Annotated in this window: 1 protein-coding gene (running past one end of the window); it reads right to left on the reverse strand. The window is 67.0% G+C overall.

The features are described 5' to 3' along the window. A protein-coding gene (locus AB0P21_RS39865) for a hypothetical protein (protein WP_363704491.1) crosses the window boundary here: on the reverse strand, nucleotides 1-24,973 show its 3' portion. The gene runs 15,428 nt beyond the window's last position; 24,973 of the gene's 40,401 nt are visible here — the last part of the coding sequence; its start codon lies beyond the right edge, outside the window; the stop codon is at nucleotides 1-3.

Consider the following 24,973-nt stretch of genomic DNA (forward strand, 5'->3'; position numbering starts at 1 on the left):
TCACGGCCGGCCGGCGATCCGTTCGGTCAGCAGCCCGATGACGAGCCCGGCCAGCAGCGCGACCAGCGGATCGGTCGAGGTCTCGATGGCCGCCAGCAACCCCACCGCCAGGCCGACCGGACCACCGATCAGTCCCGGCACGGTGAGCACGGACAACTGCGTGCCGACCAGCAACCGCCGGCGGATCGCGGCCAGTTCCGCGTCGACGAGCCCGACGATTCGTTCTCCGGTCTGCTTCGATGCCTGGACCAGCCCGTCCGCCTCCCGTGGACGGAAAAGCCCTCCGGTTCCGCCCGGCCCTTCCAGTTGGTCAAGCGCCGACCTGAGCCTGGTTTCGATCGCCCGAAGCACCTCGCGCTCCGCCGGATCCGGCGTCACCTTGTCCACCCCGGCCGACCGGTAGAACAGGTCCGTCACCAACTGCAGCTTGCCGGCCGCGTTCTCCTGGTTCAGCTGCCCGAGCAGATCGTCGAACGACCGGCCAGTTCGCGCCGCCAGGGTGTTCACGATCACCTCGACCGCAGGCCAGAACCGACGGTACGCCGGCGGCACGTTCGCCCGGCCGAGTCCCGGCGCCATCTGCTCAGCGCCGATCCGGTCGATGAAGCGACTCACCACCCGGTACGCCCAGAGCTCGGTCACCCCCTCCTCCAGCGGACGCGCCCCAGGTCCCTGCATCCGGACCGCCGCATTCTCCGGAACGGCCAGATGAGCGAACTCGTGCAGGATCAGCCGCAGCGCCTGCTGAAACTCCTGCAACTCGTCCGGCCGGAACGGCACCAGACCGGCGTACTCGCTGTTGGCGTACATCCGCCGCAACGGATCGACGACGACCTCGTCGTTCAGATAGAGGGTGCCGCCCGGACTGACCACGCCACCGGCCTCGAGACCGGACATCTCGAACACGGTCCGGTTCCAGCGATTGGCCTGCGCTCTGGCCAGATGCTCCGCAGCCTCCGCGGCGTCGGGAATCAACGTGTCCAGCGGGCTCGGCGGTCCACTCTTGCGAGGACTTCCCGAGCCCGGCCGGAAGTCCAGTTCGCCGACGATGCGCCCCGGAGACGGTGTGTTCCGCCTCAGTGGCGGCAGCTCGAGCCTGGTCGGCCGACGGCCTCGCAGTCCTTCGAACCGAGGGTCGAGCGAGTCGCTCGCCGTCCCGGCCTGCGGGTACGCGGGCACGGGTCCGTGAGCCGGAACTGGTGCGGCGACCGTGGCTTGGGCGAGCAGGGGGTCGATCCGCAGCCTGCGAACAATCTGCTCCAACTGGCGTACTGCCGCGGTACCAACCGCTCTGCCCAGCCGCAGGTCGTCGAAGTTCGCGGGAATCAACCGCCCGAACGGAATCCGCACTTGCTGGCTGATCAGCTCTCCGGCCATGGCGTGGAGCTGCGAGGGCACGACGACGGCCAGCCCTGATGCCTCGAGGACAAACTGGCCCACGGCCTGCCACTTCACGGCAAAGCCGTATCGGTTGAGCTCCGTCAGAACGGTGCCGACGTCACGACCGGCCATCGTGGCCAGGTGCCGCGCAAGCACCCGGACCGCTTCGACGGCGCCCCTGTAGACCTCGTTGGTCCGGGCAGTGAGGACCTCAGCGAAGCGGCCGTCAGCGCCGAGGGCGTTGATGAATGCATCGAGATGCTCCACCGCCCAGGCCTCGGTGACCCCTTCCTCGAATCCCCTGGTGTCCGGCGACCAGAACGCCACTTCATCGGCCGCCGAGTCTGGGTGAGCCTCCGCGCTCAGCAGATGCGCGTGCTCGTGCAGAAGCGCCCTCAGTACGGCGCGATACGTCGACGCCACGCCCTGCGGAAGCGCACCACCCCCCGGCCGAAGCGCGGACAACTGGTCCAGGACTGTTCGAATGTCATCGATATCGATCTGAAAGGCGCCGTTCCATCGCATCGTGGCGTACTCGCCGCCGCGCGTCTCCTGCACCGTTCGATTCCATCTGGACCGGCTCCGGCCGAGGACCTCCACGATCCGGGGGATCTCCACCATCATTCGGTCGTAGTCCGACACCGCCGGATCGGCTGGACTGGTCAACCGGTAAACGGTGTCGCCGGGCCGCCGCCGAAGGTGAGCCGCCATCTTCTGGAGAACGTCGAACAGATGCTCACCACGGTACGTCGACCGGCGGGTGAGCTGCACCTCGGTCAGGCCGGCAAGATCGTCGAAGATGGTCAGCAGCCAGTTCACCAGCTGCGCCTGGGCTGCGGAGTACAGGTGTGCGGGGATGGTCTGCGTCAACCCGCTCTCGCGCAGGAACAGTTCGGCGACGGCAGTCGCCTTGAGTTCGGGTGCGGCGTTGTTCACGAAGGCGACCACCTCCGGATACGGCATCCCGCGGAGAGTGCTGATCCCCGCCAGGACCTGGCCAAGGGCCGGCGCGAATCTGCCCTCCAAGCTCTCCTGACCGGCGCCGGTCAGGCCCGGCCGCAACCTGGTCAGGCTGGTTTCAGCGATGAAGTCGTCGAGGTGCAGGGCGGCGAAGACCTCGGCCGTACCGTCGACCACGCCGGCGGCAGCATTCGACAGCACCGGCGGGCTAGCCACCTCGACCTCTTCCCAGCCGACCAGTCTCGAGGCCCGCTCGAGCAGTTTGCTGATCGCGGCGCGGTACTCGATGTCGGACAACCGGCCACCGGCAGAGCTGTCAAACAGTTCCCGCAGTGGACGAACCACCTGGCCGGCATCGACCACCAGCGTGCTGCCACCAATGCCGCCCCCTGGGCGCATCTCCACTCGCAGATTCCAGTTCAGCCGCGGCGCGTTGCTCTTCGCCCGGACGAAGTCCATTGCCCGGAGCAACAGCTGGTCCCAGGAAGCGGGCCACGACACACCGCGGCCAAGCTCGGAGGCCGGATACCAGGCCCAGTGGACGCCATCGGTCTCGCCACTCTTTCCCCGCACCGGAACCACACGCGGCTCGGCACCGCTCAGTGCGTCGACTGCCGAAGCAGCCGGCACCGCGGCCGGACTCCTCAGGAAGTCCACCGAGGCTGTGACCGAAGCCCACGCCCGTTCCGTCAGAGCCATCGCCTGGGCCTCGGACAGCCCGTCCAGTTGCCCGAACGCGGTCCGGATTGGAGTAGTGACCAACACCTGTGCATCTGCCCACAGTTGTCGGGGAACGACGCCGGCCAGCCCTGCCTGCTCGAAGATCTCCGCGGCAAGAACCAGCCATTTGCCTCCGGCACCCTGCGTGTTCAGCCTGTTCAGCAGGCCGGTCGGCTCGACGCCGAACGATCGGCTGAAACCGTCCAGGAGGGCTCGCACCGCGCCGATCTCAGCGGCGTACTGATCGGGCCTGACGCCGACATCCAGATCCGGCATGCGGCTCCGGAGCCCCAACTCACTGACCATCGTGGGCAGAAGATTCTGCGCCCACAGCTCGGTAACGCCCTCTTCCAGAACAACCCCCTCTGGAGTTCCCATGGCCAAAAGATCAGCCGGCGCGCCCGGATCACCGGTCGGCAGCGCGAAATGGGCGAACTCGTGCAGCAGCGTCAGCAACGGCTGGCCGTAAACCCAGCCGGCCGTACGGGCCTGGTTCCGAAGCAGTTGACCGGCTCTCGCCGAGAAGAGCGCGCGCAGTCGCTGCATCACAAAGGTGCCATCGAAGACGAGGGTTCCTTCGTATCCCGCGGTGGAGCCGTCGCCGGACGCTTCCCGCACCAGACCGATCCACGGCAGCGCCGACGCGCCGCTTCTCCGCCGGACGAACAGGGCGACGCGGGGAATCAACGTGGCGAAGCTCGTGACCGGCCCGTCTTCAGGCGTCAACCACCAGTTGGGGTACCTGGTCTCGATAGGCGCGGCGTACCGCCCGGTCGCCGTACTGACCTCGTCGACCCCGGGCAGCAGTTCGACTTGCGGCACCCCGGTGATCGGAGCCAGGGGCGGCAGATTCTGGTCAACCGGCGCCGGCGGCCCGAACGCCCCGCGAGCGGGCAGATGGCGCTCCGGCTGGGGGCCTCGAAGCAGCGCGGTGTAAGTCTCAGCGCGGCCTCCCAGCAGGCGACCGGTGAGCAGACCGGACGGTCCCATGCCTCGTAGTGGGCGAAGTACCGGCCGGGAGCGCAATTGATCGATCTCGGCCAAGGCGTCCCGTGCTGCTCGCCTTCCGAGCGCCGATGCCTGGGCGAAAACGTCGGCACCGCTCAGGCCGTCGATCTGCCGGAAACTCGCCCGAAACTTCACGACGATCCGGGCTACCGCCGCGCCCTGCAGCCGGCCGGGCACCACCCCATCCAGGCCGGACGCGACGAAAAGACGCCGCGCGAGGGTGGGGAACTTGGTGGCGATTCCCTGTCTGCTCAGCTCGGTCAGCACAGTGGCCTCATCGGCGCCCAACGGTCCGCGGAGCTCGTCGATCAGTCCCCCGACGGCGGCAACATGGCGCTGGTACGCAGGAGCAGACCAGCCATGTCGTAGATCCGGAACCAGCTCACCAAGCCGGAGCCGGCCGATGAACTCGTCCAGGTGACGGGCCGCCCAGGCCTCGGTCACACCTTCCTCGAACATTCGCAGATCGGTGATCCAGGCTGCCTCACGATCGGCCTTCTCCGACCACCCGACCGGGACGAGCAGGTGCACGAACTCGTGCAGCAGTGTCCGCAGGGCGGTCCGGTAACGATCCACCGCGGACATCCCGTCGGCCTCGCCCGACAACGCCGGTTCAAGGCCGACGATGCTGCGTAGCGGGCCGATCACCCCGCTCCGACTGAGGTCCAGCGTCCCGCTCCAGCGAGCGACCCCTTCGTCGCCACCGTCGGTTGGCTGGATCCGGCCGTTCCAGGTCTGCAACAGGTCGTCACCCAGCATGTGCCCGACGATCCTGCCTGCCTTGATCAGCAGGACATCGAGGTTCGTGTGGTCGCTGTGCACGCTGCCCCGCACCCCCGCGGAGCCGTAGTCGAAGACCCGGACCTCAGCCTGCTGCCCGTGCTCGTGCTGACCGATCGCCGACAGCGCGGCACTCCGGCCGAGATCCGGCGATCCCGACGAGGAGCCGGCGATCGGAGCGTGCGGACCCGGCGATACTCCGCGGAGCACCCTCGAGAGCAGCGGCGTACCGACAGGATGCCGACGCAGGCGATCGAGAACAGCCAGGCCGTCGCGCAGACTCAGGCGCCCGATCTCCTCCGGGGAGGTCGCGAGGTCGTCCCTGAGTCGGCCGAACGGAGTCTCGACGGCTTTCTGGACCATCGCCTGAGCGACTGGACGCAGCCGGCTTGGGATCCGCTGGTCCAGTCCGTCTGCTTCGAGCATCACTCTGGCCAGGGTCGGCCACTTCTGCGCCGGGCCCCGCCGGTTCAGTTTCGACAACAAGTTCGCCCCGGACCGGCCGGTCAGGTCGGACAGGCCCGTTATCAAGACCTCTACCGCGGTGATCAACCGCGGGTAGGCGGCGTCGATCACGGCGTCCAGTACGCCGGGGAGTCTGGTGTGCAGCCCGAGTTCGGTGATCCACTGGTCGAGGTACCTCATTGCCCAGGCATCAGTGATGCCTTCTTCGATTGCCCAGACCTCCGGCCGCCGGTACGCCGCCTGATCGAGAGTGGCCTGGCGTCCGGGAGAGGTGTGCAGGTGGCCCGCCTCGTGTAGAAACGCGCGAAGTGCCCGCCGGTACTGCACTGTTGCCGGTACGCCGTCGCCGGTGGGCATACCGAGAGGAGAATCCTGCCAGATCCGCCGCAGCAGGTAGGTCATCCTCGGATGAAGTTCGAGCACCCCGCTGCTCCAGTGCGCGGCCCCCGTACCGCTGAGCGAGGTCTGGCGCTGGGCCAACGCCCGATCCCAGATCGACAACTTCGCACCACTCAACCGCATCGCCAAGTCCCCACCCTGGTCCAGGAACTCCTCCAAGTTCGCCGGCGGCGCTGCGGATGCGATCATCACGGGCGGCGCCGGCTCCGACAGCGCACCCGAGCTGAGATCGGGCAGCGAGGGCGAGTGGTCCAGAGCGTGGCTGCTGGTGGACCGGCTAGACGATGCGAGGCTGCCCACCGAGATCGACCCGCTGATACGCGGCCTGGGCGAGGTCACCCGAAGGCGCCCGGCGAGGCCTTGCAGCGCATCGCCGATCCGCAGACCGAGCCGAGCGGAGAAGTACCTGAGCTCCAGCCGCCTGATCTCGGCGAGTGCGTCCTTGAACGCGGTCCGCCCCGCCAAGCCCGCATCCCGCTTCGCGAACGGGCCGGTCAGTTGGTCGACTCGCTCCAGCGGCAGGCTCAGCTTCTGCATCAGGTTCACCCGGACACCAGCCAGCAGATGCGCCGGAATGACCCGTGGCAGACCAGCCACGGCGAGCAACTGGTCAGCCAGTACCGGGAGCTTGCCCTGCATCGTCACCCTGGCAACCCGACGCAGCATCTCATCGCCGCTCAGGCCGGAGTACCTGGCCACTCGGTCGACCAGCGCGGTCGCCGCGGCGACGCGGTTCACGTAGCCCTCCCAGACATCGCCGTGCGCGATCTCCGGATAGAGCTGATGAACACCCAGTTCACGAATGAACTCGTCCAGCCAGCGATTGGCGAACGCGTCGGTGACGCCCTCCTCCAGCACTCTGATCGCGACCGCACCGGCCGGGCCGAGGAGTGCGTGATCGTTGTGCCGCTCGACCGTGTGCAGCATCTCGTGGAACACGTTCTTGAGCGCCGTTCGGTATCTGAAAGCTCCCGACACGAAGAAGTCGAGATCCGGCAGCAGGTGAGGATCGGCCACCAGCAACCGGGACAGAACGTCCACGACGTGGGTGGCGTTGAACTCCAGCGTCCCGTTCGCCAGCATCTGACCCAGGTTGTCGCCACCGGCGAACTCCGCCACCAGGCCGCTCCAGTGCGAAACCTCACCTCCGGTCAGCCTCATGGTCACCCGGTGAGCCCGCAGCACCAGGTCACCGACCGGGCTGCGCGTCCCATCCGGATTTCGCCACACCGAGGATTCGCCGTACTCCGCGGTGAGCAGGTGCGGCTCCGACTCGACCACTCTGGTCGGCCTGGATCCGATGGCCCGCAACTGCGCAGGACCGACCTCAGCCACAGCAGCATCCGGCGTCGGCACATCACCATCAGCTCTTGGCTGGCCGGACACCCAGGCCGCCTGATTGGTCGGGTTGGCTTCGATGGACATCACGGTGGATTCGAGGTTCCGTACGACGAGTTCCCCGACCCCGACGGCCCGAGAGATCGCGATCTCCGCAGGTTCCCGGCGGCCCGCCTGCGCGACGAGAGCTCCGCGCACCTGCCAAGTGATCAGGTCCCGCGCAGCGGCCCGCAACTCCGCCGGGACGCTGTGGTGCAGCCCAGCACCCTCGAAAACCGCCTCGGCAAGTGCCGTCCACTTAGCTGCCACCGATCCTGCGGCGAAGGTCCGGACAACCTCTTTCGAGGATCGTCCTTGCAGTCTTGCCACGTATCCGACCACGGCCCTGACCACCGCGACGAACTCGTGGTACGCATGGACCACCGGATCGCGGAGGCTGTCCCGCAGCTCGGGTCGCCGATCCAACAGTCCTGGCAATCGTCCGGCGAAGTCGGCCAGGTGCTCGGCGGCCGCAAGTTCCGTGACACCCTCCTCCCACTGCTTGGTGCCGGCCACCAGCAAGGCCTCCTCCGAGGTCAACGCACCGACCGGCGACAACTCCTCGGTAAAGTGGATGTGCTCGTGCAGCAAGGCCGACAACACTCGGACATACTCCCGCACGTCTTCGGCGGGTAGCGGACCTGGCCGATTATCCAGCCCGAACAATCCTCGAAGCAGACCGGACATCTTGAAGCCGACGCTCAGAGTGCCGTCCCAGCCGGCGGTCCCCCCAAGGGGGGTCATCATCTCCCGAATCACCCCCGACCAGCGTGACCCGTCGGCGCCGAGCATGTCCACGACAACTCGTTCCGTCGCCAGCATCAACCTGGCGAAGTCACTCATCGGGCGCCCACTGGCTGCCAGTGCTTTCAGGTCCAGGTCCCGGAACAGGTCGACCGAGTCCCAGTCGTGGACGCCGCGAAGCGTCGGCGCCATTCCTTGCAGGTGAGTGAGCGTCTTCAGCAGCAGCTCACCCGTACGGCGGGCTCGGTGACCGACAGTTTGATGAGTCGGTGCAGTCTCCAGATGGCGGAACAACGTCAGGATCCAGGACTCCGCCTGTGCCTTGAGTCGAGGCAGCGCGGACGACGGAACAACGAGGTCGAGACCGCTGGCCTTCAGATAGATCTCTGCCAGAACGCCAATCCTTCCCTCCGGACCAGAGAGGTCGGCAAGCTCTCTCATCATGTCCGGCATCGGCCTCTTGAGCACCTGCGAGGGAAGCCGTAGCAACACCATCAGTGCTGTCACGCCCGAAGCGGCTCGACGATCGAGGACGGCTGTGTGCACTGCCGGGCCGAATCCCCTGATACCGGTACGCCGCACGAACTCGCCGACAAGATTCCAGCCGATGGTGTCGTTCACTGCCCTGTCGAACTGCCGCAGTCCCGGCCTCGCCAGTTCCTCTGCCAGGCGTCCAGGCGTCGACGCACCCATCAGGGGAAGCATTCTCTGCACCAGTTCCACCACCGCGGCCCTGTACTCAAGCTCGCTCACCAGACCGCTCGTCGGCCCCGAACCGTCCGCTGGGTACACGGTCCGCAGAGGCCCGGAGACCCGCTCCGGATCCACTACCAGATGACCGACCTGCAGCCACTCCTGACCGCCGATCCCGGGCCACTCCACCAACTCCCGACTCCAGCCTGACGCCGTGGAGCCGGTCAACTGCTGGAGAACCCACATCCCCCGCAGCACCACGTCGTCAAAGGTCCTCGGTAGTGCTGTCGCCGATTCACGCACCGCCTCCACCGAGAACGTCGTCACCCGCGCCTGGTCGGGAATCCCGGACGACATCGGCGAAGCACTGCTCGAAGGTGCCTGCCGGCTGATCTGCCCCTGACCGAGAATGTCTCTGCGGCCCGCCTGCGGGAGCACCATGTGCTGGTCGCGTGTCAACTCACCGGGGACAACGTCAAGTGTCGTCCGCGGCGGCACCACCCCAGTAGCACCGGTCGCTGGATCGGTGGCCCAGACCAGCCCACTCATCGGCGGTGTCCATCCGGCCGGCAGGAACGGGCTCACTCTCAGCTCGGTGACAATCTGCTCGAGTGCCGCGACAGCTCTGGCTCCTGCACTTCTCGAGTGTGCCTCGGCCAGATCTGCTGCGACCTCAGCAGTACTGAGGTCGGCGAACACCCGATGGATTCGCAGCGCGATCATGTTCTTCGCCTGCTCAGCAAGGCCGGCAGAGACGACCCTGTCCAGACCGGCCGCCACGAAGACCATCTCTCCCAACGCCGGCCAGATCCCGAGATTCGAGAACCCGACCAAGTGAGCCAGGGTCATCTCCGAGGATGTCCCGGCGAGATCCCCGAGATAACGCACCACACTCTGCACGGCAGGCACATAGAGCTGGTAAGGCCGCGGTCCGTCCACCTGCAGGAGTTCTGGCGACCTGTTCGCCGTTCCGGACAGCCGCTCGACCATTCGTCCGCTGAAAGCCTGGTTCCAGGACTCGGTCACACCTTCCATCCACACCGCCGTCGCCCGATCGACGCGGGCCAACTCGGCGGAGCCCTCCGCTGTGCCGGGCCGAGTGAGATGATGGCCGAGCTCGTGCAGCAGGACGCTGAAGGCAACCCGGTAATCTCGAGCAGGCCACCGCAGCGCGTTCGTTCCGGGCGCGACCCACTCGCTGAGCAGGTCCACCACGTGCTCGGCGTTCAGCTCCAGACTTCCGTCCCAGCTCGCGAGGCCGAGCGAGGTCTCCGTTCCCATGGTTGCCCGGAGTTTCAGGTTCCATCGAGACCGTGCACCGTTGCCGAACCTCTCGGTCACCCTCGGAGCCTCGATCATCATCCGGTCGAAAGCACTGAGCGAGCCTGCGGCCAGCCGCGCACCGAAGTCGATCTCCTGGTAGAACACGTCGTTCGGGTACTTTTCGAGATGCTCGACCGTCGATCGCAGCAGGGTGACGAACGACCGGCCCCGGTTGCCCGATCTCACGCCGATTCCGGCCCCCCGCATCGCCGCCAGCCCGTCGAACAAAGCGAGTATCCGGGCGACCAACTGTGCCTTGACAGCGGGCCGTCGGTCGAGCCCGATCCGGTCGAGACCGGTCGCCGTCATGATCTCGTCGGCCAGCACCGAAGGCTTCTCCGCAGCGCCCCGAGCAGCCAGCCGGGTCAGGAACTCCTCGAACGGACGACCGGTGGTGTCCTGCAGAAAATCGAGCAAGCGCCCCAAGCCAGAAGCACCATGCGGGCGGACCCAGGAACTGCCGAAACCAGGCTGACCGGAAGCTGCGAGCCTCAGACCGAGCGCCTCGCTCAGCAGATCGAGCCGCGAGAACACGAACTGGTCCACCACGGCGTCGTCGAGCACTCGCGCCCCCGGGGACTCGAACGCCGTCCGGTTGGCCTCGAGCCGCCCCTCCACCCGGCCCGCCAGCGAGGTCATCACCTGCATCATCTCGATCAGGGCCTGGTCGATCCCGTCGGGTGCGGCACCGGCGACGAGGCCCTCCGGGTGTCCGTCAAGCCACGCCCGCAGCGGCCCGGTGACTCGTTCGGTGTCCAGCACCAGGGTTCGGTCCCATCCCGTCGATCCCGGCTCTCCGACGCCGGGTCGCTCCTCGAGGCGACCGTTCCAGCTACCGGCCGGCGTTCCGGTCGCGGCGTCGGCCCGCGCCATCGCCCATGGCACCAACTCGGCGAACGACGCCGGCCGACCGGCGCCGGCAGTACGGATCAACTCGTCCGAGTAGACCGTCCACCGGACCCCGTCGGTGAGCCCCGTTTCGATCGGTGCCCGCGTCGCGGCCGCGACGGACCACAGATGCGGCGCATCGGGGGCGGTTCTGATCGCAGCCACGATGCCGTCGATCGCCTGAACCGCCAGCACCCCCTGGGCTGCCGAACGCACTTCTGCGTCGTGGGCTGAGGCGGGAATGCCATCGACCTGTACGAAGACCCGCCGCACCGCGCCGGCGATCGCCTTCAGAGCTGGTCCCCGCAGTTGCCCACTGACCACGCCTTCCAGGCCGGCCGCGCGGTGGATCTGGTCGGCCAGCGCCGGCCACAGCTGGGCCGTCGAATGCCCGTTCAGCTTGGCCAGCAGGCCTTCCGGCCCGGCACCACGCAGCCCTGACACGTGGGTGAGGACAGCCTGTACAGCGGGGACCAGGTTCGGATGGGCATTCTCCACCTCGAGACCGCGGAATCTGTCTCCCCAACCGGCAAGACCCGGAAGGCCGTTGATGAACTCGTGGACGTTGGCCACCGACCACGCCTCGCGTAGTCCTTCGTCCAGCGCCCGGGTCGCGGGATCCTGGAAAGCAAGCTCGTCCGCGGCCCGCAGCCCGGGCTGCTGAGTCAGTTGGCGGCTGGTGAGGTGAGCCAGCTCGCTGAAGGCCTGGAAAGCCGGGATCGAAGCGTCTAGGTCCAGTTGCTCACGGGACAACGGATCGAGCTCCACCAACCGGCGCAACGCGTCGAGCGTGTCGCTCGTAAGTTCCAGCGCACCGTCCCAGTGGGCGGAGGACTGCATGGCGGCGACCTCCCGAACGACTCGTGACCAATTGGACGTCGCCCCGCCCGACAGCCCGCCAGCCACCTCCGGAGCTTCCAGCAACCACCGCTCGACGCCGGCAAGTGATCGCGACCCCGCCGGATCGGACAGATCCGTACGCTCGAAGATCAGCGTTTCAGGCTTGCCCCTCCACCGATCGGCCATCGCCGTCACCACTTCGGCCGTCTGCGCGGCCCGCAGCCTGGCTCGATCGGCAACCCCGCGAAGTCCCGGCATGGTGGCCAGGCCGCTGAACAGCTCTGACAGCCGAGCTCTGAACTGATCCTTGATCGGTGCCGGAGCCTGCCGCAGATCCTTCGCGTCAAGGAACAGATCGGTGAGAGCGGGCAGTTTCCAGCTCGCGCTCCGCGTACTCAGCTCGGTCAGCAACTGCTGCCAGGGTTCCCCCGACAGCTGTCCCACCTTCTGCAGCAAGGTCACCACCGCCGTGGACGCGGCCAGGCCGGACGAAGCTCCGATCGCGTCCCGGTGGTCCCGCTCGACCGGCGGCAACCCCAGCCGCCGCGTGAACTCGTCCACCCGCAGCCTGGCCAGCGCATCGTTCACGCCGAGTTCCAGTGTCGCCAGCTCAACCTGGTTCAGGGCAACAGCGTCGCGCCCGGCGCTCAGCGCCGATGCGGCCCTGACCGTGCCCAGTTTCCTCACCAGTTCCAGCACGGCCTCGCTGTAGGCGGCTCGCGCCTCCGGCCCGAAGCTCGCCCCGTCGCCGCCGCCGAACCACTCGTTCAACGGTTGCGCAACCCGTACGGAGTCCAGTTCCACCACACCGCGGAGGTCTCCGACCACAGGACCGGCATCGCTAGGCCGTACCAGCAGTCCGCCGTTCCAAGAGTGCTCGAAACCGTTCAGCTCCTGAAGCAGATAGATGCCATGGACAACCAACTCGTCGAGGGAGCCGACCGGTGGTCCGTGAGGGAAAGCTGCCGGTGCCCCGGTCGCCGGATCGTGGATCTGCCTGATCGAGTGCTCCGCCGTCTCCCCCAGAGCCGGAGCCGGCGTCATCAGTACGTCGCCGTCGGCATCCGTCCACGACTGGTGGGAGCTCGATGTACTACTGCTCACCGCACCCTGCCCGCCGGGCGACAGATCCGCGATCACGCGCTGCAACCCGTCCACCGCTTCCTGACCCACCCTCACGGCCTGCGCCCGCAGATCCGCCGCTGGTGTATCCAGTTCACGGAACGGGCGTTTGACCTGCTCCACCAGCAGTTCCGCGGCGTGCTCCAGCTCTGCTGCGGGCAGTGAATCGGCCAAACCTGTCTGCCGAAGTACCAGCTCACCCAGCGTCCGCCACTTGCTCGCCGCGTCCTGGGCGCTGAGCCGCGACAACAGTTGCCCGTACGCCAGGTCGCCCCACTCCGCGAGGTGACGAACGAGCACCTCGACCGCCGGCAGATGCCGGTCGACGTTTCCCTCGATCCGGCCTCCTCGCAGTACCGGATGCTTGGCCAGCAGCCCCAGCCGTTCCATGAACTCATCGAGATTCTCCAGCGTCCAGGCCATCGTCGTCCCACGATCGAACGCCTTCGTCTCCGGCACCCGCACGGCCAACTCCGCGGCCGACAGATCAGCGATGTCCTGGCTGTGCAGGCGCGCTTGCTCGAACAGGACGACAGCCACCGCCCACCGATGACGAGGAGCGTCCACCGCCATCAACGGCCCGATCGGTGAAGTGATCAACCGGTCCAGCGGCTGCATCACCATCGACGGGGAGAACTCCAATGCGCCGCCCCAGTGAGTCAGGGCCGAGTTGACTCCCTCGGTTTGAAGAAGCTCTCTGGTCCAGTGCGAACGGACGGCGTCGCTGAGATCGAGCGCCGTCGCCGAAGCGTTCAGCAGGAACCGGTCGAGGTCATTCTCCGGCGGCACCGTGATCTGCCGGCTCGAGAATCCGGATGCTCCCGGATGCTCCCGCAGGTAGGCAGCCAACGACCGGACGGTCTTCACGAGTTCGCTGCCGCGAACCGCCGACCGTGACTGCAGGCCGTCCCCCTGCATCAGCGACAAATCGGTCAACCCCTTGGCCAGACGACGCCTCGCTCCCGCAGGCGTGGGTCCGTCCAATAGCCGGCCGGTCATGATCGGCACGCGGCTTGCCGACCGAGAGACAACCAGCTCAGCCAGCACCGAGTCGACGTCGCTGCCGGGCCGCTCGGCAATTGCCCCCAACAAGGACTGAACCGCTGGGGTGTACCTCGGATACACCGGCCTGCGTACACGCCCGATCGGCAGCACATCGGACAGCCCCAGCCGCTCCACGATCTTGGCTAGGTGACGAGCGGCAAAGATCTCCGCGATCCCGTACGTCAGTGCCACCTCGGCCGGCTGCCTGCGCGCGCCTTGTTTGGCCGACGGCCCGCCGAGCAGGTAGGCAACCTGGCGGACCAGCACCTCGAGACCATCCAGATAGGCACCGGCCCTCTCCGAAGTGTCCCATCCTGCCCGAAGTGCCCCGGAGGAGTCGAGCCCCAACCGGATCTTGCCGGTGATCTCCGGCATGGTGTCGACCGGGAAGGCCGCTTCCTCCAACTTCCGGTTCCAGTCACTGGGTGAGCCGCCGATCTGCTCGGTCAGTGCGATCACCCGGATCACCAGTTCGTCGAAGGACCGCGGTATCCCGTGCCCGGCGTACCCGACCGCGCTGAGCGGATACTGCGTCAACCGGATGCCGAGAGCCCCAAGTCTCGTGGTTGCCACGTCAGCCAGAATGCCGGTCAAGGCCTCTTGCGCTCGTAGCTCGTCGGTCAAGCCGGCTATAACGCCCTTGAGCCCATCCACCGCTGCCTGCCCGACCCTGATGGACCGTGCTGCCACGTCATCGGCGGGCTGCCCCAGCCCTCCGAACGGGCCCCTGACCTGCTCGACCAGCAGCTCCAGCGCGCGACCTTGCGTCGGTGGCGTCAAACGACCGGACAGCCCGGACTCCTCCAGCACCAGGTGTGCCAGCACCTGCCAGGTCTCAGTGGCATCGGCCGCGATCAGCCGGCCCAGCACCTCGCCGTACGGCATTCCCCGCATCGACCCGATGAATCGCGCCACCACCGCAACCGCTGGTACGTGCCGAGAGAAGTCGCCGGTGGCCGCGGCCTGGAACAACTGCGGATGCCGCTGCAGAAGGCCTAGGTGATCGATAAACGTGTCAAGGTTCTCCAGCGCCCAAGCCGTTGTCAGTCCCTGATGCCAGGACGCCGTGCCTGGCTCCAGGAGCTCGACCTGTCCTCTCCAGGCCTCGCCTCCACCGCGAGTGAAGAGCCGAGCCTGACCGATCAGGAGTTCCAGCAGCGCGTTCTTGTACTCCGGCGCGTCCGCGATCCGCAGGGAACCAGGGGGCAACTCCGCAAGCCGACGCAGTGGGTCACCGACCAACTCCGGAGACCACTCAAGTGAATTGTCTCCATGAACCGTGACCGATCTGACGCCCGGAGTCTCCTGGACCCCGCCCGACCAGCGCGAGCCGGTACCACCGAGTTCCAGCGCGATCGCCTCGGACTCTGTCACCAGCCGCTCGTACCTCGTACCGGACTCCCGCAGTCCGGCCCGGCCATCGGCGTCACCGAAGGCCAGCTTGCGGTACTCCGCCTCAGGATGTCCGCGCAGCCGACTCGCCAGCGCGCGCGCGGTCCGGAACAACTCCTCGCCCAGCGCCTTCGACCGCACCTCGAGCTGGTCTCCGCCCAATCCCGCGACCTGCTCGAACCCGACCCGCAACCGCGCATCCAGCAGGCTTATCGAATGCTCGGCGGCGGCAGGGGTGATTCCCGCGGACCGAACGAAGTACCGGGCCAGCACCAAGAACCTCAAACCGGCCCGCGTGGTGTGGAAAGTTCTGATGACGGTGCCGGGAGATTCCCCGGTCCACTGCACGATCCCGTCCACGATCGCCTGGACAGCCGGGGTGGATCCGGGGTGGATCACCGTGTCGGCCCATCCCGGGGGAAGCTGCCGAACCAGATCGAAGTTCTCGATCACCCGCTGCAGATAGTGCCTGGACGAGACCTCGGCGAAGCCTCGGCCCAGTGCTGAATCGACCGGATCGTTCACGCGACGATCCCGCGGGTTCACCCAGCCGGCCAACTCGATCCGCAACGCGTCGAGACCTGCCACGAAACCGTCGACGGCCTCTTGCCCGGGGAATCCTGACCACAGATCACCCACCGGGTGGCGTCCGTCGGATTCGACGACCCTCAGCCGCCATTGGCTCAGACTTTTGTCGTTCGCCCTCTCAGTGACCAGGCGGAAGGCCTCGGCGTTCGGTGCACGGCCATGGACTTCGACCAAGGATTCCACCCGTGCACTCAGCAGGTCATAGGCCCACGGCACGCCCGAGTGCGGTGCCGCCGAGGAGCCGCTCGCGGCAGCCGGACCACGGCGAGGGCCGGTCGGCCGCTCCAGCTGCCAGATCAGTCCGACGTCGTCCCGCACAACGGGGACGTCCTGCAGCCCGTCGGCCACGGTGGGATTTCGTCGTACTGCCACGATCGCCGAGTCAAGATTCCGGACGGCCTCCCGCGCCACGTCGACGGCCAACGGCGGCACCTGTTCATTGAACTGGCCATAGTCTTTCAGCTCCTCCAGCCTGTCGAACGGCTCCCTGATCTGACGAGCGATCCAGTCCGCGGTGTCCAGATGCAGGTGCCTTGGAACGATCGCCATCAGCCCGGTGCTGCGTAGTACCAGCTCTCCGATCGCCTCCCACTTGCCGATCTGGTTGTGCGGCAGAAGTCCCGCAAGCACGTCTCGTGGTGTGCTGTGCGCCAGCTCTGCCAGCCGTACGACCAGGGCGCGGACCGGCGCTGTGTACTGCGGGTAATAGTCGAAGGCCGGAACGCCGTGAATAGCCGGGAACCGATCCGGCCCGGGAATCCGGCGCAGGAAGTCGTTTTGGAGTTCCATCGTCCACAACTCTGTGACGCCCTCGTCCAGCGCCGTGTCCGACTGGCCCACTCGCCACGAGCGGGCAGGGTTTCCGGTTCCCAGGAGGTGGGTGTGCTCGTGCAGCAAGGTGAGCAGTTTCGACCGAAAGTGGCTGGCCTCGGCCGCACGGTCCTGCGCGCTGAACAGAGTCAGGTCACGCTCGAACAAAGCGCGCAGCGAGGTGACCACGTCGTTCGGGAGATACAGAACGCCATTACTCCGAACAAAGGCGATGCCTGGTTCGCTGAGCAACTGGTGAATCGTTCCGTTCCACCAGGTACGGTGCGCGCGGGCCAGGTCCTGAGCGACCTGCGCCGACCTGATCATCAGCTCGTCGAAACCCCTGACCGAAGGCAGCAACTCGATGCGCGCGGCCGCGTCGCCATAACTGATCAGCTGGAAGACATCAGCTTCCGGCTCCCTGATGAGCAGTTCGAGGCTCTCCAGAACATCGCCCACGTAGGAGTTTGCGATGCCCACCGCCTTCTCCCCCAAGCCATCACCCTGCTGGACGGCCAGATCGTCGAGAACCAGTCGCAGGTGCTGCTCGAACTGAGTTCGCACCACCGGCAGCCGACCAGGCGGCACCAGCCGCTGCACCCCGCCGACTTCAAGGAAGAGGTCGACCAGAGCCGTGCTCCTTCCCACCGTCGGGGCCGTCACCAGCCCCGACCAGATCTCTCCTACCGGCCGGCCGAGCCGCGGGGCAAGATCCTCCACCAGGTGGACAACAGCCGGTGCGAATCGCGTATGGACGACGGACGGGACCCATGAACTTGCCTGCGGCAACAAGACGTCGAGCTGAAGACGCCGGACGAACTCCGCGCTGTTCGCGCGGACGAACCCCTCGATGACACCGTCCTCCAGGTGAACCATCGAAGGCTCATGAACCACCGCCAGATCCCGCGCGGGCGGACCGACCTCGGCACGCGACAGCCGCGCGATCTGGTGCAGCAAGCCCGCGATCGCATCGAAGTAGACGGAATCAGCCCGCCCCGCGACCAACCACGCCTCAGGATCAAGCATCTCCCGGACCAGCGCGGCCTGCCCCGCATCCACCACCAGCACCCCAGGAACACCACCAGCCCCACCCGGCCGCTCCTCCAACCGGAAGCCCCACTGCAGGTGCATGCCCCCAGCAACCTCATGAACCGCGTTCACCGCCCGAAGCACAAACTGGTCGAAGGTGACCGCCGCCCCCTCCCCAACCTCACGCAGGGACGTTTCCGGATACTCGATCCACCGCACCTCCCCGGTCGTCCCGCGCCGTATCTGCACCGACCACCACCCAGGCAGCGACGGAGCAGACCTGACCGCGGCCACCACGCCGTCAAGAGCCTGAACCGCCAGCAACCCCAAGGTCGACGACAACACCGCAGCATCAGGAACACCCACCGGAATCGCACTCACATCAGCGAACACCCGCCGCACCCCGTCAGCCAGCGCAGCCACCGCATCCGTATGCAACTCCTCTGGCACCACACCCGCCAAACCGGCCCGCCTGAACACCTCCGCCCCCAGCACGTTCCACACCCGAGACGCCGACTGACCATTCAGCAACGACATCACCCGCGCCATCTCCACCGGATCCCCACCACCAAGGTGAGACATCACGGCGCGGACCGCAGGAACAACATTCGGATAGCCGGCCTCCACCCTGACCCCACCGACCGTCGTGGCCCAACCCTCCAGCCCCGGCAACCCCGCCACCAACTTATGCACGAACTCGACCGCCCACGCCTCACGCAAACCCAGCAAGAACGCCGCCGTCGCCGGATCACCACCCGCGATCTCGTCCGCACCGTCCGTCACCGGCCGATCGGACAAGAACCTCGCCTGCCGATGCGCCAACTCCTTGAACCCACCCAGTACCGCAGAAGCAGTAGCCAGAGGCAATGAATTCCGCTGCTCGACAGCGAGTCCGGCAAAGTCCCGCAGACTCCGGCTCAACCTCTCGTCGACCTCCAGCGCGGTGTCCCAATGCGCTGGTGCTCCGTCGGTCACCGCGACCTCACGCAGTACCCGCGACCACTGCGAGGAACCCGCCCCCATCAACTCACGCATCACCTGGTCGACCGCAAGCAGCATCCGGTCGAACTCGATCGCCACCCCGTCCGCCACCCGGCGGTCCAGGTTTGTGACTCTGTACAGCGTGGCATCCGGCCTGGCGGACAGAACACGGCCCATCGCCACCAGTTGGTCCGCCATCTGCCCCGCCCGAACCGACGCCCGAGCCGCGACCGCCTCAGTCCCCGGCATCGACAACAGACCACCGAACAACGTCAAAAGCCACCCACCAAGCCTGGCCTGCGCCACGCTCCGCGCTTCCACCGGCATCGCCCGCAGCGCATCCGTCTCCAGGAACATCCCCGCCAGCGCCCGCACCTTCCCCGCCGGATCGACCAGGCCCAACTCGGCCAACAGCTGATCCCAACTCCTCCCGGACTGGGCTCCGGCCACCTCCAGCAACCTCACCACCGCCCGAGCACCAGCCGTGTTCTCGACCTCCCGAAGAACCTGCCGATCCACCATCGGCAAACCCATCCGGGTCACAAAGCTCCTGATACCTCCGACCGTCAGCGCATCAACCACACCGGACTGCAGCACCATCAAATCCGGCCGAGCCACTCCCGCCGATCCATGCACGAGCGGCAGCAACTCCCGGAAGAATCCGAGCACCGCTCGGCTGTACTCCACATCGTCCAGCACCACACCCAACTCGATCATCCGGCGCAGCGGCCCCGACACCACCAACGAATCCACTGTCACCGTCCTGGGCCCCGCGGCACCTGCCCAGCCACCTCCAGGGCGTTCCACCAGCCGATAGCCCTCACGCGCAACGGAAACGCCCAAGAACTCCTCGACAAACCCAACCCCCCTAGCCGTCAACTCCTCGAACGACCCCGGCCGCCCCACTCCAGCAACAGGAACCACCCCACCTGAGGCCGCCGCGTCTCGCACCTCCGGAACCAGAACCGGAGCCGGCGTCATCACGACATCGACATCAACCGACCCCGCACGCGACACGGGTGACCCCGGACCCCCTACCTCGTCCCACAACTCGCCGACAACCCGCCTGAGACCATCAACCGCAACCTGACCAACCGCCGGCATCTGCCCCTGCGGATCCCGCCCCACCCCAGCCAACCCACCAAACGCATCCGACACCACCGCCACGATCCGCTCCATCGCAGCACCCCTGGCCGGCTTCGGCAGAACCGCCCTCAACCCGGCCCCATCCAGCACCAACCCACCCAGCACCTCCCACTTACCCGCCGGACCACGCGCGTTCAACCGCGCCAACACCTCACCACCCGGCAACCCACCCAACGACTCCACGTACCGAACTACCTCCACCGCCGCCCGGCCATGCCACTCGAACAACCCGCTGACCGCACCTCCCGTCAACTCCGGATGTCCGTCGAGAACCCCCAACTGCGCCATGAACACATCGACGTTCTCCATCGCCCACGCCGCCGACACTCCACGATCGAACGCATCCGTACCCGGCGCCAGCACCGCCACCTCCGCGGCGTCCAGACCGTCCGCCGCGGAACCCAGCAACCGCGCATGCTCGAACAACAAAACCGCCACCGCGCTCCGGCCCGCAGCACTCTGATCGGTCGTGAACTGGCTCGTGCCCGGCCTGCCCAACCAACGAAGGCGACTCATCACCTTGTTCGAGGCCAACTCCAACGAACCCGACCAACGAGTCGACGAAGCGGACACGTCGGGTCCTGGCACGAGTTCCAGGTTCCACCATGACCTGGACGCGCCGCTGAGGTTCAGCGCGATCTCCGGCGCAGCAAGCATCAGCCGGTGGAAGCGCGTGATCTCCCCGTCGGCGTTCCGCGCTTCGGATCCGAAACGCTCGACATGGTTGGTCGGCAGGCCGGCTGTCGTCTCCGACTGAGCAGCAAGCGTCCGGACGAACAGGCCGAGCTGGGTTCCTCGAACTCGCGACCGTGCTTCCAGTTGGTGACCCCGCATCGCGCGCAGATCGAAGAAGTCTCGCAGGAGCGAGGTCGACAGGCTCCGGTGGTGGGCGGCTGAGGCATTGGTCGTGTCAGCGATCTTCTGGGCAAGGAGAAAATGCCTGCGCCCCGGGTCTGCCAGCATCAGATCGATCAGAATCTGGTCCACCCGCTGAGCTGACCATCTTGACAGACTTTCCACCATCCCCTGCACCGCCGGCGTCGCGGCAGGGTACGCGAGCGGGACTGTGATTCCCTCGAAGTGCCGGGCAAGGCCAAGACGCTCCAGAACCCCGTCCAGCTGTTGGACGGCGAACGCTTCGGTCACCGGCCACTCCAGGCCCCGCGTCTTGGACCCAAGGCTGCTGGACGAGACGATCCACCCGTTGCGCATGCTTGCCTCAAGCCCCAGTTGCCCGATGACGACCACCATGCTGGTCAGGAAATTCTTGGCCGTCTTCGGGGTTCGCAGGCTGAACGCCCCGTCGCCGAACCGATTTCGCATCGTCATGAACTGGCGATCGGTGATCGAGATCTGTCCAGCCACCGGCCACCGGACATCTGCGGTCGTGTGCCCGACCACCAGCCGGCGTCCCTGCCAGAGCGACCCGACCCCGGTCATCTCCTTTACCAGATCAACGAGCCGCACCAAAAAGGCATCGAACGACCTCGGCACGCCCGCGCCCGCCTGCGCCAGCGCATCCGCCGGATACACGAACCATTTCGTCCGCGGCCCCGGGCCCACTCCGCTCGACATGCCCTGCAAAGGCGGCACCGGAGCCGGTGAACTCACGGCGCTGTCATCGGACGACACAACGGCAGGCCGCTGCACCTCGTCCAGCAAATCACCCGGATGATCTCTCAGCCGCTCGGCCATACCCCACAGCGTCCCGGCCAGCTCCACCCCCAACGCTTCTGACCGGGCAGCCAGACCAGCACCCGACAAACCCGCGATCTCGTCCAGCCCAGCCGACAACCGGCGTTCGACCTGCGGGAGGGTCCGAGCCACCACCGCCGCCTCGTCCGACCCCACAAACAACCGCGCCAGCGCCTGCACCCTCTCGGTGACAGCAGCCCCGTAGACGGAGCCAAGCACCGCGCCCCGCACCCTCACCGACCTGATGATGGCCTCGACAGCAGGACTGATAGCCGGATGAACAAGCGGAACCGTCCACCCGGTTCCGATCATCCGGTCCAGATCAAGGACCTGCCTGGCCTCGGCCAGGAAAGTCCTCGCCGCTCTCTCCAATATGCCCTGCGTCAGCGCGACAACACCCGGTGACAAGCCGGCCCACCGTTCACTGGCACGATCCTCACCGGCATACCTGCGCACCAGCGATTCCAGACCCGCCCGGAAAGCTTCCGCCGCCTCCGCGGTCCGGAAATCCAGTTCACTCAAGTCGACGGCTTGACCACCGTTGAGCCCGACCCACCCGACCTCTGGTGCGTTGTTGCCCGGACTGATCTCAATCCGAGCGATCTCGCCGCCGGCCCCTCGGCCGAACCGCTCCAGCAGGTCGGCCGCATCCATGACGAACTGCTCGTGGGGCGCGGCCGCGCCGGCCCGCGCTGCTCCGTGTCCCGAGCCGAACGCGGCGATCGCCGTATTGGGCATCGGTGGCGCAAACAGCCTTGGAACAACGCTCGTCGGATTCACCGCCAGCCGCCGGATCAGCCCGGAGCCGGCCCGGATCGCGTTCGATCCGATCTCGGCGGACCACCCGGCTTCGCCGGCCGGGAAACGCACCTTCATCTCCGTCTGCACCAGCACCTTGGCAGCATCGACCAAGTGGCCGGGGTACCGGCTGCCCAGACCGCTGCCGTCGAACAGCAACTCAACCACCGTGGACCACTTCGTGGCGGCGGATTCGCGGTTCAGCAGCATCACGATCTGCGACTCCGAGTACTTCGTCGCCGACTCGATCCCGCGGATCAGTTCCCCGACCGCCGCCCGGTACCGCGGGTAGGCCGCCTCGATCTGAACGGTGTCCAGTCCCCTGATTCTGTGGGCCAGCCCCAAGTCCTTCACGAAGTCGCGAACCAGAGCCTGCGCGCCGATCTCGGTCAGCCCCTCCTCCAGCCCACGCACCGCGGAGTCGGCGGCGGCCGGTCGCACCTCGTTCTCCCAGTCCGTGGCTCGTGGAGTCACCCCATGCAGGAACTCGTGCAACAGGTACGCCGCGCTCTGTAGCAACTCGCCGGGGGTATAACGACCGTCGAAGCCCGGCTCAACCAGGGCGCGCAACGGGTTGGCCGTCCGTTGCCGATCCAGCCACAGCTCGCGCTCCCAGCTGAGGCTGCCGGTTGTACCCTGCGAGGTCTCGGCCAGCCATCCATTCCACTGAACAGTCTCCCCGTCGACCTTCCGACGCGCCACCTCGGCCGCTGTGACCAGCAGACCATCGAAATCCGTCGGCACCGACAACTCGACCGGGTACTGCTCAGGAAGCGCGATCTGTCTCCGCTCGACGATCTGGGGCCCTTGTTTTGCCAACCCCTCTCCCGCCGCGAAGGGCGCCACCACCATCGGCTCGGACTGCCATCCCCGCGGCAACTCGGGATTCACGCGCAGCTCAGCAACGATCTGCTGCAGAGCGGCGGCCGCGCGTTCGCCCTCACTGACGGAATGTGCCCGCACATCCACCCCAGCCGCCTCGAAGCCGGCCAGATCGCCGAACACCGCCCGGACCTCTTGAGCGATCATCTCCTTCGCGGCCGTGGCCAACTCCACCCTGACGACCGAGTGCAGGCCGGCCGCGGTGAAGACCAGATCCCCGAGTGCATGCCATGTGGCGGAGTCGGAGAAGCCGTTCAGGTACGCCAGAATCGAAGCGGCCGACTGCCCCGTCAATCCCTCCAGATGACTCAGCACGGTGGTCACCGCGGGGACGAAAAGCATCTGATCGCCCTGCCAGGGCAGAACGAATGATCCCGGGAAGCGAGACTCCACTCCGGGTAGCAACCTCATGAACTGGGCATTGAAGCTGTGACTCCAGACCTCGTTGAGCCCCTCCGCCCACCCGCGGGTGGCCGGATCGAGGAAGGCGATCTCATCCGCGCCCGTCAGCGCGGTACCGCGGGTCAGCGTGCGTCCTAGCCCCTGCAGCAGCGACTTGAAGGCGGTCAGGTGGAAACCAAGAGCAGTGCCCAAGGCGGCCGGGTCGAGAACGAACCACTGGCGGAGCATTCCCGAGCTGAACTCCGCGTCCAGCTCCAGGCTGCCGTCCCAGTGCGCAGTACTGAGCCGGCCGGTCCCGCGCGTCTCGCCGAGCACCAGGTTCCACCGCGACCAGGCTCCGCCGCTGAGCTGTTCGACGGCCCGCGGCGCCACCAGCATCATCCGATCGAAGTCGGTCAGCGAACCGCTCACGAACCGGGCGGCGAAGTCGGTGTACAGGTAGGCGAACTCGTCCGGCTGTCGAACCAGGAGGTCGGCCGTCGAAAGGAGCATTTCGGCGCTGGCGCGGGCCCGGCCGACCGATCGGGCGGTGAGTCCCGCTCCCTGCATCGCCGCCAGCCCGTCGAACAGGACCACCAGCCGGGATTCCAGTTGCGCGCTGACCATCAGGTGGTGTGCGGCCGGGACAGTCCCGCCCAGGTCGGCGGCCGCCAGGAACTGACCGGCCAGGTAGGCAAGCTTCTCCGCCGGACCTCGTGACACCAGTCCCGCCAGCAGTTCGGCGTACGGACGACCGGCGCGTTCGGCGAGCGTGCTGATCACAACGTCCACGGCCGGCGCGCTTACCCGGTTGAAGAACGCCCACGCGTCATTGCCGAGGCCGTCGATGAGCTCCGGGAGATCCAGCGAAACAGCCAACTGATCGAACTTCGCCATCACCAACAGGTCCGTCGACCCGGTGTCGAGGACCTGCAGCCCCGGCTGCTGGAACGCCGCCCGATCCAGGTCAAGGCGACGCTCAGTCCGGTTCGCCAGTGAAACCATCACCTGCACCAGCTCGATGAATGCCGCGCGGTACTCCTCCGATACGTCGCCTGTCCGGCCGAGGTCCGACGCGAACCGTGCCCGCAGCGGACCGGTGACCCGAGTCGCGTCCAGCACCATGGTCCGGTCCCAGCCACTGGTCCCCGGAACGTCGGCAGTGGCCACTTCTTCGAGGCGGCCGTTCCAGAATCCCTCGGATGCGCCGACGACGTCACGTACGCGAGCCATCAACCGGACGATCAGCTGGTCGAAGGACAACGGTCGCCCGGAACCAGGAGCATTGATCAACTGCTCCGGGTAGACCCGCCAGGGCACCCCGCCGGTCGATCCGGACACGATCGCCGGCCGAACCTGCGCGAGCCGGCTGAGACGCAGGTCGGCGATGACCTCGCTCAGCCCGGCGACCGCCTCCTGCCCGATCCGCTCGGCCCTCGCTCCTGGATCTGGTGTTCTCGTTTCCAACTGCTGGAAAGCATGTTGAACCGGCGCGACCAGGCGTTCCACCACGGACCCCAGCTCGGTC

It is taken from the genome of Kribbella sp. NPDC056861 (assembly GCF_040687575.1).
Classification (GTDB): domain Bacteria; phylum Actinomycetota; class Actinomycetes; order Propionibacteriales; family Kribbellaceae; genus Kribbella.